This window comes from Rhizobium moroccans (assembly GCF_057559155.1).
Genome location: NZ_JBHFJG010000011.1, coordinates 125,082 through 138,866, shown reverse-complemented (window position 1 = coordinate 138,866; position 13,785 = coordinate 125,082). Strand labels below are relative to the sequence as shown.

The 13,785-nt window shown below is 62.7% G+C and carries 15 protein-coding genes; 9 read left to right on the top strand and 6 right to left on the bottom strand.

What is annotated here, in order from left to right:
* Positions 1–42: 42 nt before the first annotated feature.
* Positions 43–1,056, bottom strand: coding sequence for a zinc-dependent alcohol dehydrogenase family protein (locus tag ACE04I_RS08870; RefSeq protein WP_137326717.1), 1,014 nt, complete (start codon positions 1,054–1,056; stop codon positions 43–45).
* 103 nt (positions 1,057–1,159) lie between these two features.
* Here ACE04I_RS08870 and ACE04I_RS08865 point away from each other — a divergent pair, with 103 nt between their 5' ends.
* On the top strand, positions 1,160–2,059 hold the full coding sequence (locus ACE04I_RS08865) for a LysR family transcriptional regulator (protein WP_046794485.1): 900 nt from the start codon (positions 1,160–1,162) through the stop codon (positions 2,057–2,059).
* Between the two features lie 6 nt (positions 2,060–2,065).
* On the opposite strand, the gene ACE04I_RS08860 is transcribed toward ACE04I_RS08865, so the two are convergent.
* Positions 2,066–2,962, bottom strand: coding sequence for a LysR family transcriptional regulator (locus ACE04I_RS08860; RefSeq protein ID WP_046794486.1), 897 nt, complete (start codon positions 2,960–2,962; stop codon positions 2,066–2,068).
* A gap of 116 nt (positions 2,963–3,078) precedes the next feature.
* Between ACE04I_RS08860 and ACE04I_RS08855 the strand changes: the two genes are divergently transcribed.
* Positions 3,079–4,110 (top strand): YeiH family protein, encoded by a 1,032-nt coding sequence (locus tag ACE04I_RS08855; RefSeq protein ID WP_046794487.1) that lies wholly within the window; start codon positions 3,079–3,081, stop codon positions 4,108–4,110.
* A gap of 6 nt (positions 4,111–4,116) precedes the next feature.
* Here ACE04I_RS08855 and ACE04I_RS08850 read toward each other — a convergent pair whose 3' ends face one another.
* From ACE04I_RS08850 to ACE04I_RS08840, 3 genes are read right to left on the bottom strand one after another with little or no spacing between them, the layout of a single operon-like run.
* A complete protein-coding gene (locus ACE04I_RS08850; RefSeq protein WP_487206988.1) occupies positions 4,117–4,503 on the bottom strand; it encodes a PIN domain-containing protein in 387 nt (128 codons plus the stop codon).
* Entirely contained in the window at positions 4,500–4,742 is a 243-nt protein-coding gene (vapB, locus tag ACE04I_RS08845) for a type II toxin-antitoxin system antitoxin VapB (protein ID WP_046794489.1), read from the bottom strand. The genes ACE04I_RS08850 and vapB overlap by 4 nt, the downstream gene beginning before the upstream one ends.
* A gap of 51 nt (positions 4,743–4,793) precedes the next feature.
* A complete protein-coding gene (locus ACE04I_RS08840) occupies positions 4,794–5,450 on the bottom strand; it encodes a TetR family transcriptional regulator C-terminal domain-containing protein (protein WP_046794490.1) in 657 nt (218 codons plus the stop codon).
* A 276-nt stretch (positions 5,451–5,726) separates the two neighbouring features.
* On the opposite strand from ACE04I_RS08840, the gene ACE04I_RS08835 reads away from it, so the two are divergent.
* The gene (locus ACE04I_RS08835) at positions 5,727–6,980 is read left to right on the top strand and encodes a Zn-dependent hydrolase (RefSeq protein ID WP_046794491.1); all 1,254 of its coding nucleotides are present in this window, start codon (positions 5,727–5,729) and stop codon (positions 6,978–6,980) included.
* Between the two features lie 136 nt (positions 6,981–7,116).
* Positions 7,117–8,571, top strand: a complete 1,455-nt coding sequence (gene hydA / locus ACE04I_RS08830) for a dihydropyrimidinase (RefSeq protein WP_046794492.1) — start codon at positions 7,117–7,119, stop codon at positions 8,569–8,571.
* Positions 8,572–8,837: 266 nt separating this feature from the next.
* Here the strand turns inward: hydA and ACE04I_RS08825 are convergent, their stop codons facing one another.
* Positions 8,838–9,251, bottom strand: coding sequence for a cupin domain-containing protein (locus ACE04I_RS08825; RefSeq protein ID WP_046794493.1), 414 nt, complete (start codon positions 9,249–9,251; stop codon positions 8,838–8,840).
* Between the two features lie 105 nt (positions 9,252–9,356).
* Between ACE04I_RS08825 and ACE04I_RS08820 the strand changes: the two genes are divergently transcribed.
* The 5 genes from ACE04I_RS08820 to ACE04I_RS08800 all read left to right on the top strand — a co-directional run bounded on the left by ACE04I_RS08820 (position 9,357) and on the right by ACE04I_RS08800 (position 13,745).
* Positions 9,357–10,148 carry an ABC transporter ATP-binding protein gene (locus ACE04I_RS08820; protein WP_046794494.1) on the top strand — a complete coding sequence of 264 codons (792 nt, stop codon included), beginning with the start codon at positions 9,357–9,359 and terminating at the stop codon, positions 10,146–10,148.
* A 196-nt stretch (positions 10,149–10,344) separates the two neighbouring features.
* Complete coding sequence (locus ACE04I_RS08815) at positions 10,345–10,725, top strand: endonuclease domain-containing protein (RefSeq protein ID WP_046794496.1); 381 nt, start codon at positions 10,345–10,347, stop codon at positions 10,723–10,725.
* A complete protein-coding gene (locus ACE04I_RS08810) occupies positions 10,722–11,600 on the top strand; it encodes an ABC transporter permease (protein WP_046794497.1) in 879 nt (292 codons plus the stop codon). Before ACE04I_RS08815 ends, ACE04I_RS08810 begins: the two co-directional genes overlap by 4 nt.
* The gene (locus tag ACE04I_RS08805; protein WP_046794498.1) at positions 11,597–12,718 is read left to right on the top strand and encodes an ABC transporter permease; all 1,122 of its coding nucleotides are present in this window, start codon (positions 11,597–11,599) and stop codon (positions 12,716–12,718) included. Before ACE04I_RS08810 ends, ACE04I_RS08805 begins: the two co-directional genes overlap by 4 nt.
* Positions 12,719–12,770: 52 nt before the next feature.
* On the top strand, positions 12,771–13,745 hold the full coding sequence (locus ACE04I_RS08800) for an ABC transporter substrate-binding protein (RefSeq protein WP_046795059.1): 975 nt from the start codon (positions 12,771–12,773) through the stop codon (positions 13,743–13,745).
* The last annotated feature ends 40 nt before the right edge of the window (positions 13,746–13,785 follow it).

Here is a 13,785-nt window from a genome sequence, read left to right as displayed (position 1 = left end):
CTCCGCTCCCGCCGGCCAAACGGCGGGAGCGGTTGTCTACCCTCAGAACTCGATCACGATCTTGCCGAAGGCGCCGCGATCGAGATGCGCGAAGGCCTCACGCGCCTCCTCGAAGCGATAGCGCCTGTCGATCACCGGCTTGAGCCCGATCGCATCGACGGCACGAACAAAATCTTCCAGTGCCCGACGATGCCCGACGGAGATTCCCTGAACCGTGGGAGACTTGAGAATGAGCGGCACCGTCGGAGCGGAGATTTCGAGCCCTTCCAGCACGCCGATCACCGATATCCGCCCGCCGACGGCAACAGCGTCCAGCGAATGCGCAAACGCCGGACCGCCGGCGATTTCGAGAATATGGTCGGCGCCGTGATCGCCCGTCAGGTCGAGGACGCGCTCCACCCAGCCCTCGCGGGGAAGAAGATGATCCGCATCCAGCTTGCGGGCGCGCTCCAGCTTCTCGGCGCTCGACGAGGTGATGAAGACTTCAGCACCATGCGCCTTGGCGATCTGCAGGCCGAACAGCGCGACGCCTCCAGTGCCCTGGACCACGACCCTGTCGCCAGCCTTCAGCTTGCCTTGTTCGATCAGGGCAAACCATGCCGTCAGGCCGGCGCAGGGCAACGTGCTCGCCTCGGCCGCGTCAAGCGAGCTGGGCGCGGCGACGAACCAATCCTGCGGAAACGTGACATATTCCGAAAGCACGCCGGGATAATAGCCGCCCAGTGATTTATAGGGTGGATTGCGGGCGTCGCCTATCTCTTTGCCCGCGATACGTCCCGGCGAAAAGGTGGAAATGACCCGATCACCCGGCTTGAAACGGGTGACGCCCGGCCCCACGGCCTCCACCACACCCGCCAGGTCCGAGGCCGGCACGAACGGAAATGTCAGCGGCAGGCCCATGCCTGTTTCCAGCATGAGCTTGTCACGGTAGTTCAGCGATACGGCTTGCGCCCGCACCAGGATTTCGCCGCTCGAAGGTTCGGCAATTTCCGCCTCCCGGATGCGGAAATCTTCCGGCCCGACCGCTGCGATACTCCATTGTCTTGCTGTTCTCATCTTGTCGCTCCTTGAGAGAAAATCGATGAGGGCAGCATATCGTTGAACATCAGTCCGCAGTTGCGATATGATTTCTCCAGTTTGGTTCCTCATTGGATACAACATGGAACAGTTGAAGGGCATTTCTGTCTTCGTGGAAACGGTCGAGGCAGGTGGCTTCTCCGCCGCCGCCAAGAAGCTGAACCTGACGCGTTCGGCGGTCGGCAAGACGATCGCCCGGCTGGAGGAACGGCTTGGGGTGCGGCTCTTCCACCGCACCACGCGCAGCCAGAGCCTGACGGAGGAGGGCCGCTTCTTCTATGAGCGCTGCCTGCGCGCGGTGGAGGAGATCCGGCTTGGCGAGGCCCTGCTGGAATCCGGCCGGCGCGAGGTACGCGGCAGACTGCGCATCACCATGCCGGTGCTCTTCGGTCGCCATTGCGCTGCCCCCGCCCTCACGCCGCTCCTCGACGAGCATCCCGGTCTCGAACTCGATCTCTCCTTCAACGACCGCATTGTCGATCTCCTCGAGGATGGTTTCGATCTCGCCATTCGCAACGGACCATTGAAGGACAATCCGGACCTGACGGCACGCGTGATCGCCCGTCAACGCATGACCGTCTGCGCCTCACCCGCCTACTTGGAAAAGCACGGCATTCCGCAAACCCTGAAAGATCTGGCCAGTCACGAAGCGATCGTCTACCGGCGCGGCAACCAGGACAGGCCATGGATTTTTCCAACCGAAGACGGTTCGCCGCGCGAGATATTTCCAAGTACCCGGCTGCGCCTCGATGATCTCGCATCGATTGCCGATGCTGCTGTCGAGGGTCGCGGGCTCGCCTGGCTGACATGCTGGCTAGCTCGGGATCGGGTTGCTTCCGGCGAATTGGTGCGCGTGCTCACGGACATTCCCGCGACAGTTTTCGAAGCTTACGCCGTATGGCCGAAATCCCCGGTCATCTTGCCGAAGGTGCGGCTGGCGATCGATACGCTCGCAAGGGAATTGCCGCCCCTCATGGAGTGAGGCGGACTAACTTGCTTTCTCTTCCGGCTCGCTCAGGAGCTCCAGCATGGCCTGCAAGGCGCGCGTGACGTGCCGCTCCGCGTGATAAAGCGCCGAGAACTCGCGGGACGGCATGGGGAAATCCGCCACATGCAACTTGCCGGCCAGCGAATGGAACTGGGTCGCGCGGCTGGAAAGAACCGTGGCGCTGAGGCCCGCCTCCACCGCGGCGATCGCCGCCTCGTTGGAAGGCATTTCCAGAACCACCGAAAGCTCGGAGGGATCGATGCCCAGCATCGAAAGCTCCGCCTCGAAGGCGGCGCGCGTGCCGGAGCCCTTTTCGCGCATGATCCAGCTCGTTTCGGCGAGGTCGCCGGAGGCAATCCGGCGGCCGTCCGCCCAGGGGTGACGATCGCCGACCACCAGCACCAGCCGATCCTCCGCCACCTTGCGGCGCTTGAGCCCCGCCAGAAACACCTCGCCCTCCACCACGGCAAGTTCGGCCTCGCCCGACAGAACGGCCTGCGCCGCGCTCTGGGTATTACCGACGGTAAGCCGCACGTCCACGCGCGGAAACCGCTCGTGATAGGTGACGAGGCGTGAGGGCAGCCAATAGCTCGCGACCGTCTGGCTGGCATAGACCCTCAAAAGCCCGGAGGCCGAGCCGCCGAGATCGGCCAGCAGGCCCTCGGCCGCACGCGCACGCTCCAGGATGGCTTTGGCTTCTGGTACGAAGAGCTTGCCCGTTTCCGTCAGCTCGATCCTCCGCCCGATCCGGTCGAAGAGGGTCACCGCATGGCGCACCTCCAGCGCCGAAATCGCCGCGCTGACCGCCGATTGCGTGAGATTGAGGGCCTGCGCCGCCTTGGTGACATGTTGGCGATCCGCGACTTCCAAGAAAATGCGCAATTGCTCCAGCGTCATGCAACACCTCAATCGTTCGTTAGAATCGAACAATATCAGAAAACATATGAATTGGATTTATCGTTCTGAAAAATGGAGGATGATTTTCGACAGATCAAGCATTTCAAAGAACGATCATGACGCATATCGCCCCGCCGGCAGAAAAAGCCCAAGCTAGACCGTCTTCGCTATTCAGTGAACTTCTCCCCGGCCTAGCACTCACGGCCTTCATCGCGGTGACGGCTGTCGCTGCCCGCGGCCTGACGGGCTGGGCAGCACTTAGCCCGCTCATCCTCTCGATCATCCTTGGGATGGCCGCCCGCAATCTCTTCACCGTATCCGCTGTTCTGGAGCCGGGAATCGCGTTTTCGCTGCGCCGCCTGCTGCGGCTCGGCATCGTTCTTCTCGGCCTTCAGGTGACGGTCGGCCAGGTGCTTTCGCTCGGGGGCGCGGGTCTCGCAATGGTGGCCATCACGCTCGCCGTCACCTTCGTCGCGATTCGCGCGGCCGGGCGCCTGCTGGGCGTGGAGCAGGAGCTTGCCGATCTGATCGCTGCCGGCACCTCGGTCTGCGGCGCTTCCGCGGTGATCGCCACCAATACCGTCGTGCGCGGGCGCCAGGAACATGTCGCCTATGCGATTGCCTGCGTCACGCTGTTCGGCTGTCTTTCGATGTTCATCTATCCGCTGCTCGCAGCGCCGCTGGCGCTCGATGCGCGCAGCTTCGGGCTCTGGAGCGGCGCGACCATCCACGAGGTGGCGCAGGTGGTGGCGGCTTCCTTCCAGGCCGGAGACACGGCCGGTACGTTCGGCACGATATCAAAGCTCGCGCGGGTCGCCATGCTGGCGCCGCTCGTCATGCTTCTCGCCGTCGCCGTGCGGGCGCGTCAAGGCGGCGCGTCCAAGGCGTCTGCTCCCATGCCCTGGTTCGTGCTCGGCTTCATCGCCATGATGCTGGTCAACAGCGCAATCGACATTCCGAAAGAACTCAACGCCACGCTCGCGTTCGCGAACACCTTCCTGCTGTCGATGGCGCTCGCCGCCATGGGGCTGCAGACCGATATCCGCAAGCTGAAAGCGGAAGGCTGGCGGCCGTTGGCGCTCGGCGCCTTCGGCTGGCTCTTCATCTCGGTCTTCGGTTTCGCGATGCTGCGGCTGTTCGGCTTTTGAGCGGCCTTACCACCTCTCCATCCGAAGCCCGACCACGCGCTGAAACTCCCTGACATTGTGCGTTACCAGCGTGAGGTCACGGGCTCGTGCCTGACCGGCGATCAGGACATCATAGGGCCCGATCGGCAGCCCCGCCTTGGCAAGCTGCCCGCGGATTTCACCTGCGGAGCGCGCATCCTCGCGGTCGAATTCGATGGTTTCGAAACGCAGTTCTTCGACGCGCTCCAGGTTCGCGGCCACGTGTTGGCTCTTGAACGCCCCATAGAACAATTCATGGAGGACGATTGCCGAGAGGCCGAAATCCTCCGGCAGATGCTCTTTCAGTCGGGCGACGAAGTTTTGGTCGCCCTTGAGACGGGCGATCACGGCATTCGTGTCGAGCAGGAACTTCACTCGAAAACATCCAGGCCGGAACGCTCCTGCTCTGCCGGCCGCTCGGTCGCAGCCTCGGCGAAATCGCTGTCGACATCGCTCACGACCTTGTCCAGCCAGTTCCAGTCGTTCTCGATCGGCTCGAGGATGACCGTATTGCCGTGGCGGCGAATGCGGACTTCGTCGGTTTCGAACCGGAAATCCTTCGGCAGGCGAACGGCCTGCGATCGTCCGGACCAGAAGATCTTTGCTGTATTCATGCCGGCCTCCTAAGGTATATATCAAAAGTATATACCGATGGCCCACATTCTTCAAGCGGCGGTGTCCGCCTGCCTCGGCCGCAACCCGTTCATGAAAAGCTGCTCCAGAAACCGGGCGGCGTCCTCGAAGCGCCCTTCGCCCGCATGGTTCTGGCCGAGCACGGCGCGTACCTGCACGTCGAAATCGGCATAGTGCTGGGTCGTCGCCCAGATCGAGAAGATCAGGTGGTAGGGATCGCATTTGGCGATCTTGCCAGTGCGTACCCAGGCGCGGATCACCTCTGCCTTCTCGTCCACCAGCTCTTTCAGCGGCCCTTTCAACTCATCCTCGATATGCGGCGCGCCCTGAAGGATTTCATTGGCGAAGAGCCGGCTCTCGCGGGGGAAATCCCGCGCCATTTCCAGCTTGCGGCGGATATAGGAGCGGATCTCCGCTTCCGGGTTACCCTCCGCGTCGAAGGCGCGCAGCGGCTCGAGCCAGGTGAACAGAACCCGGTCGATCAGCGCCCGGTGGATCGCTTCCTTGGTGCGGAAGTAATAGAGAAGGTTCGGCTTCGACATGCCCGCGGCTTCCGCGATCTGGTCGATGGTCGAACCGCGAAAACCGGCGGCGGAAAAAACATCGAGCGCCGCTTCCAGGATGCGCTCTTCCTTTTCCTCCTGGATGCGTGTGCGCCTCAAGGTTTTCGCCGCCCTCGGGATGGTCATTTCCGCTCCCCTGCCCTTCCTGCAACCATTTCACGCCCGTAGCATATGGCCCGCCGATAACCACGGCATATGCCTGAATTTTCAGCGTGCATTTTTCGCGTTTTACGTCTTGAGTGGCGGCACGGAAATTGTAATGTTTTACCAATCGGTCAAATTATCGGCGACAAGCACAACAAAGGCAATGCCGATCTTCAAACGCCGCAGGCGCCTGGGGAACCGACGGGAACAAATATAGCGCCCGAAAACGGGGCGCCTTGAAACGGTGAGGACATTTTCATGGTGGCAGCACCCGGCGAGAACTTGCGCATCAATGGCGACCGCCTTTGGGATACCCTGATGGAAATGGCGAAGATCGGCCCCGGCATTGCCGGCGGCAACAATCGCCAGACGCTGACCGATGCCGACAAGCAAGGCCGCGAACTCTTCAAGAGCTGGTGCGATGCAGCCGGCCTCGAAATGGGCGTCGACAAGATGGGTACCATGTTCGCGACCCGTAAGGGCACCGATCCGGACGCCCTGCCCGTCTATGTCGGCAGCCATCTCGACACCCAGCCGACCGGCGGCAAATATGACGGCGTGCTCGGCGTCTTGAGCGGGCTTGAGGTCGTGCGCACCTTGAACGACCTCGGCATCAAGACGAAGCACCCGATCGTCGTCACCAACTGGACGAATGAGGAAGGCGCGCGCTTCGCACCGGCCATGCTCGCCTCCGGCGTCTTCGCCGGCGTGCATGACCTCGATTATGCCTATGCCCGCAAAGACCCGGAAGGAAAGACCTTCGGCGACGAACTGAAGCGCATCGGCTGGGTGGGCGAGGAGGAAGTCGGCGCCAGGCAGATGCACGCCTATTTCGAATATCATATCGAGCAAGGGCCGATCCTCGAGGCCGAAGACAAGCAGATCGGCGTCGTCACTCACTGTCAGGGCCTGTGGTGGCTGGAATTCACGCTGACGGGCCGCGAGGCCCATACCGGCTCGACGCCGATGAACATGCGCGTCAATGCCGGGCTCGCCATGAGCCGCATCTTCGAAATGGTGCAGGACGTGGCGATGAGCGAGCAGCCGGGCGCCGTCGGCGGCGTCGGCCAGGTGTTTTTCTCGCCGAATTCCCGCAACGTGCTGCCGGGCACCGTGACCTTTACCGTCGATATCCGCACGCCCTCGCAGGAGAAACTCGACCGCATGCGAGCGAAGATCGAAGCCGAAGCGGCGAAGATCTGCGAGGCGCTCGGCGTCGGCTGCTCGGTGGAGGCCGTCGGCCATTTCGATCCGATCACCTTCGATCCGGTGCTCGTCGGACGCGTACGCGAAGCCGCCGAAAAGCTTGGCTACAGCCACATGAACATCATTTCCGGCGCCGGCCATGACGCCTGCTGGGCGGCGAAGGTCGCACCCGCGACGATGGTCATGTGCCCCTGCGTCGGCGGGCTTTCCCACAACGAGGCGGAGGATATTTCCAAGGAATGGGCCGCCGCCGGAGCCGACGTGCTCTTCCATGCCGTGCTGGAGACCGCCGAGATCGTGGAGTAGGCCGATGGCCATATCGGGTGAACAGTCTCTTGAAGACGATCCTTGCAGCATTGAGCGGCGCTATGGTCGAACGCTGCGAGGTCGCTCGCTTTTATCCATCGCTTCTCACCGACATTGACAAGACAGGGGAACAACAATGACCACAGTCATCAAGGGTGGAACCATCGTCACCGCCGACCTGACCTACAAGGCGGACGTCAAGATCGATGGCGGCAGGATCATCGAGATCGGCCCCAACCTCTCGGGCGACGAGGTGCTGGATGCCGAAGGATGCTACGTAATGCCGGGCGGCATCGATCCGCATGTGCATCTCGAAATGCCCTTCATGGGCACCTATTCCTCCGACGATTTCGAAAGCGGCACGCGGGCGGCACTTGCCGGCGGCACGACGATGGTGGTCGATTTCTGCCTGCCCGATCCCGGCCAATCGCTACTCGATGCGTTGAAGCGCTGGGACAACAAATCGACGCGCGCCAATTGCGACTATTCCTTCCACATGTCCGTCACCTGGTGGGGCGAACAGGTCTTCAACGACATGAAGGCGGTCGTGCAGGAAAAGGGCATCAACACCTTCAAGCACTTCATGGCCTACAAGGGCGCGCTGATGGTGAACGATGACGAGATGTTCGCCTCCTTCTCGCGCTGCGCCGAACTCGGCGCGCTGCCGCTCGTCCATGCCGAAAATGGCGACGTCGTCGCCGCCATGCAGCAGAAGCTGATGGATGAGGGCAATAACGGCCCCGAAGCGCACGCCTATTCCCGCCCCGCCTCCGTCGAGGGCGAGGCGACCAACCGCGCCATCATCATCGCCGACATGGCGGGCGTGCCGCTCTACGTGGTGCACACCTCCTGCGAACAGGCGCACGAGGCGATCCGGCGTGCACGCCAGAATGGCATGCGCGTCTACGGCGAGCCGCTGATCCAGCACCTGACGCTCGACGAGAGCGAATATTTCAACAAGGACTGGGATCACGCCGCCCGCCGGGTCATGTCCCCGCCCTTCCGCAACAAGCAGCATCAGGACAGCCTCTGGGCCGGCCTCGCCTCCGGCTCGCTGCAGGTGGTGGCGACAGACCACTGCGCCTTCACCACCGACCAGAAGCGCACCGGTCTCGGCGATTTCCGAAAAATTCCGAACGGCACCGGCGGGCTCGAGGACCGCATGCCGATGCTGTGGACCTATGGCGTGGCGACCGGCCGCATCACCATGAACGAATTCGTGGCGGTGACCTCAACAAACATCGCCAAGATATTGAACGTCTATCCGAAAAAGGGCGCGATCCTGGTCGGCGCCGATGCCGATATCGTCGTATGGGACCCGAAGCGCTCCAAGACGATTTCGGCAAAAAGCCAGCAGTCGGCGATCGACTACAACGTCTTCGAAGGCAAGCGGGTGACCGGCCTGCCCCGCTTCACGCTGACCCGTGGCGTCGTGGCGATCGAGGAGTCGACCGTGAAGACCCGCGAGGGGCATGGCGAATTCGTGAGGCGCGAGCCGTTCCAAGCGGTGAACAAGGCGCTGTCGACCTGGAAGGAACTGACCGCGCCGCGCAAGGTGGAACGCACCGGCATTCCGGCAAGCGGGGTGTGATGGGCGCGCCATACCGTCATCAGGTTTGGGCATTCCCCTCCCCAACCCCTCCCCACAAGGGGGAGGGACTTAACCTGCCGCACCGCCGTCGATATTCATTTCAGTGTGCGCATGGTCGAGGAGGTTCCGCGACTCCTCTCCCCCCTTGTGGTGGGGTCCGAAGGACGGGTCGAGACGAGTGGATCGACCCAAAAAGCCGGCAGGCCAGAGGGGGAATTCAATACCATCCTCCAGTCGGCAGGCCGGTGCGGAAAAACGGCAAAGCCTCACGTCTTCACCAACCCGTCCAGCTCCGGCAGAAGCACGACGCTCTCCTGCTCGTTGGGATCTGTCCGGGCGATGATCGCCGTGCAGGGCGTGTTGGAAAGGTTCGCCGGCAGGTGCGGAACGCCCGCCGGGATGTAGAACAGCTCGCCCGCGTGGACGACCACATGCTCCTGCAGCCGGTCACCATACCAGGTATGTGCCGAACCGGAGAGCATGTAGATCGCCGTCTCGTGGTTCTCGTGCAGATGCGCCTTGGCGCGGGTGCCGGGCTGCATGGTGAGCAGATGCATGCAGATGCCCTTGGAGCCGACCGTCTCGGCGGCGACGCCCTGGAAATAGCTGAGCCCCTGCTTGCCGTCATAGGTGGCGCTGGGCTTCACCAGCCGGCAGGTGGGTTTCGATGACGCATCCATGGTCTTTCTCCTCCGTCGAAGACCCAAGACGCCTGCAACGGCGCCGATTGCCGATATCATACCACGCCCGCCCTGCTTCGTATCCCTCGAACATGCGATGACCCCATGACCGCTTCCTCGTCCTCCGTCGTCTCCGCCAGGAAGCTAGGGCTCACCTTCGAGACCAATGACGGACCTGTGCATGCGCTTTCCGACGTCGATCTGGAGGTGAGGAAGGGTGATTTCATCTCCTTCATCGGCCCTTCGGGCTGCGGCAAGACGACGTTTTTGCGGGTGATCGCCGATCTTGAGAAGCCGACCTCCGGAGAGATTTCCGTCAACGGCATGACGCCGGAGGAAGCGCGCAAATCCCGCTCCTACGGCTATGTCTTCCAGGCGCCGGCGCTCTATCCCTGGCGCACGATCGAGAAGAACATCGCCCTGCCGCTGGAGATCATGGGGCATTCGACGGCCGAGCGGGCAAGCCGCATCGAGCGCACGCTCGACCTCGTCAACCTCACCGGCTTCGGCAAGAAATACCCGTGGCAGCTCTCCGGCGGCATGCAGCAGCGCGCCTCGATCGCCCGGGCGCTCGCCTTCGATGCGGACCTGCTGCTGATGGACGAGCCCTTCGGCGCGTTGGACGAGATCGTCCGCGACCACCTGAACGCGCAGCTTCTGAAACTCTGGGCCCGGACGGAAAAGACCATCTGTTTCGTCACCCATTCGATCCCGGAGGCGGTCTATCTCTCCACCAGGATCGTCGTCATGTCGCCCCGGCCTGGAAGGGTGACGGATGTGATCGAGTCGACCCTGCCGGCCGAGCGGCCGCTCGAAATCCGCGAGACGCCGGAATTCCTGGAAATCGCCCACCGGGTGCGCGAGGGCTTGAGAGCGGGGCATAGCTATGAGGAGTGAGTTTCGCTTTCAAACCCCTCCCCAACCCCTCCCCACAAGGGGGAGGGGCTTAACCCGCTGCACCGCCTCCAGCATGGAAAGTAGGCGTTGCCGCGAGTCCTCTCCCCCCTTGTGGGGGAGATGGCCGGCAGGCCAGAGGGGGAAAATGATACTTGGAATCCTCTCCTCTACGGGGAGGGGTTGGGAAGGCGTTTGCATGCCACATTCCAATATCGATCCTAAGACGAGAGATCGCGCTAAGCGCCTGCGTCGCGAGCTGACCAAGGCCGAAGCAGCTATGTGGGACATGCTGCGCGATCTACGCCCTTTCGGCGCCCGCTTTCGCCGGGAAACACCCATTGGTCCATACATCGCGGATTTTGCTTGGTTGTCCGCCCGTATCGTCGTCGAAGTGGACGGTGACACCCACGAAACGGATCGTGGTCGCCGACACGACGAAAGACGCGACGCGTTTCTCACCAAGCAAGGGTTTGTCGTGCTCCGTTTCGACAATGTCCAGGTTCTGGACGGACCGGACTACGTTTTCGAAACTATCAAGAAGCACCTTTCTCCGTTCTTGGGGGGCCTCGACGGATGACCTCCCTCCGCCACCACACCCTCCCCGTCCTCAGCATCCTCGTGGCCATCGTGGTGATCTGGTATGTCGCGGCCGTGTTCATGAACGCGCCCTTCCAGCACGATCTCGACCGGCGTGCCAGCGTCACGCGCACCACGACGGAGTTCGTAGGCGCCACGCTTTCGCAGCCGAAGCCGGTGCTGCCGGCGCCACATCAGGTGGCGAGCAACGTCTACGAGAACACGTTCCTCCGCCGCGTTACCTCAAACCGCAGCCTCGTCTACCATTCCTGGGTGACGCTCTCCTCGACGGCCGTCGGCTTCACGCTCGGAACGCTCACCGGCATCCTGATCGCCGTCGGCATCGTGCATGTGAAGGCGCTCGACCGCAGCCTCATGCCCTGGATCATCGCGTCTCAGACGGTGCCGATCCTGGCGATCGCGCCCATGGTGGTGGTGGTGCTCGCCGCGATCAACGTCACGGGCCTCATCCCGAAGGCGCTGATCTCCACCTATCTCTCCTTCTTTCCGGTGGCGGTGGGCATGGTGAAGGGCCTGCGCTCGCCGGAATCGATCCAACTCGACCTGATGCGCACCTATAATGCAAGCCGCGCCCAGACCTTCTGGAAGCTCAGAGTGCCGGCTTCCATTCCCTTCCTCTTCACCTCCATGAAGGTGGCGATCGCCGCAAGCCTCGTCGGCGCGATCGTCGGCGAACTGCCGACAGGGGCTGTTGCCGGCATCGGCTCCAAACTGCTCGCGGGCTCCTATTATAGCCAGACGATCGACATCTGGGCGGCGCTGATCGCCGGCTCGGTGCTTGCCGCGATCCTCGTGACTATCGTCGGTGTGGCCGGCAAGATCGTGGAACGCTCGATGGGCGGGAGGCCGGCATGAAGCAATTGCAGCGCAATTGGCAGCCTCTCCTCGCCGGCGTGATCACCGCCATTGCCGCCGCCAGGCTGCCGCTTACCCTGCCCGAAGCCGCAAACCCCGTTCAAGGCGGCATGACGATCGCGCTCGTGCTGCTTGCGGCCGTCACGCTGATGCTGACGCTGGAAGGCCCGATACCGCGCGCCGCCGTCCTCTTCGTCGGCGCGCACCTTCCCGCCGCCCTTCTGCTTGCCGGCCTCGGCGGAAACGAGGGGCAGATGTCGGCCGCCTTTTTCCTGATGATCGCGGCAAGCTGGCTTCTCGCCTGGGCCTGTGTCTCGGAACTCTCGCAAATCGAGCCCAGATCCACAGCCGCCGGCTGGTTCCTGCGGCTCCTCATTCCGGCAATCTTCGGTGCCTGGATCCTCGTCATCTGGGAAGCGGCCACGCGGGGCGCCGGCATCCCCTTCATCCTGCTGCCGCCGCCCTCGGCCATCGCGGCGCGCATCGCGGGCTCTCTCCCGATCCTCTGGGCGGACGTGCGGCAGACCATCTTCAAGGCCGTGCTGATCGGCTATGTGATCGGCTGCGCGGCGGGCTTCGCGGTTGCGATCCTCGCCGACCGCTTCGCCTTTCTGCGCCGGGGCCTCATCCCGGTCGGCAACATGGTCTCGGCGCTGCCGATCATCGGGGTCGCGCCCATCATGGTCATGTGGTTCGGCTTCGACTGGCAGTCCAAGGCGGCCGTTGTCATCATCATGACCTTCTTCCCTATGCTGGTGAACACCGTGGCCGGGCTTTCCGCCGCAGGAGCCATGGAGCGCGACCTGATGCGTTCCTATGCCTCCGACTACTGGCAGACGCTCGTGAAATTGCGCCTGCCGGCCGCCATGCCCTTCATCTTCAACGCGCTGAAGATCAACTCGACTCTTGCGCTGATCGGCGCGATCGTGGCGGAATTCTTCGGCACGCCGATCGTCGGCATGGGCTTCCGCATCTCCACCGAGATCGGCCGCATGAACGTCGATATGGTCTGGGCGGAAATCGCGGTTGCGGCCGTTGCCGGTTCGGTTTTCTATGGTGTCGTGGCGCTTGCGGAAAGAGCGACGACCTTCTGGCATCCGTCTATCCGTGGTGGTTAGGCGCATCAGCTTCCGCAACCCGGAAGCGGTCAAAAAAGAAGAGGGAACAGCGATGAAGAAGATGATGATGGCATTGATGGCCGGCGCCATGTCGCTGGCCGCGGTTCAGGCCATGGCCGCCGAGAAGGTTACCCTGCAGCTCAAATGGGTGGCTCAGGGCCAGTTCGGCGGCTATTACGTCGCCAAGGACAAGGGTTTCTACGAAGAGGAAGACCTCGATGTCGAGATCAAGCCGGGCGGCCCGGATATCGCCCCGGAACAGGTGATCGCCGGCGGCGGCGCGGATGTCGTGGTGACCTGGATGGCGGCCGCCATGGTCGCCCGCGAAAAGGGCGTGCCGCTCGTCAACATCGCCCAGCCATTCCAGAAATCCGGCCTTCAGCTGATTTGTCCGAAGGACGGGCCGGTGAAGAGCGAAGCCGATTTCAAGGGCCATACGCTGGGCGTCTGGTTCTTCGGCAACGAATATCCGTTCTTCGCCTGGATGAACAAGCTCGGCCTCTCCACCGAAGGCGGCGCGGACGGTGTCACCGTTCTGAAGCAGAGCTTCGACGTGCAGCCGCTCGTCCAGAAGCAGGCGGACTGTATCTCGGTCATGACCTATAACGAATACTGGCAGGCGATCGACGCAGGCTTCAAGCCGGAAGACCTGATCGTCTTCAACTATACCGAAATGGGCAACGACCTGCTGGAAGACGGTCTCTACGTCTTGGAGGACAAGTTGAAGGACCCCGCCTTCAAGGAAACCATGGTGAAGTTCGTCCGCGCCTCCATGAAGGGCTGGAAATACGCCATCGAGAACCCGGAGGAAGCAGCCGAGATCGTCATGGACAATGGCGGCCAGGACGAGAACCACCAGAAACGCATGATGGGCGAGGTCGCCAAGCTGATCGGCGACGGATCGGGCGTATTGAAGCCGGAACTATACGAGCGCACCACCAAGGCGCTCCTCGACCAGAAGATCATCACCAAGGAGCCGCAGGGCGCCTTTACCGCGGAGATCACCGAGGCGGCGGCGAAACAATAATCTCCCGGAAGGTCGATAAATGGAACGCGCGACCATGGGT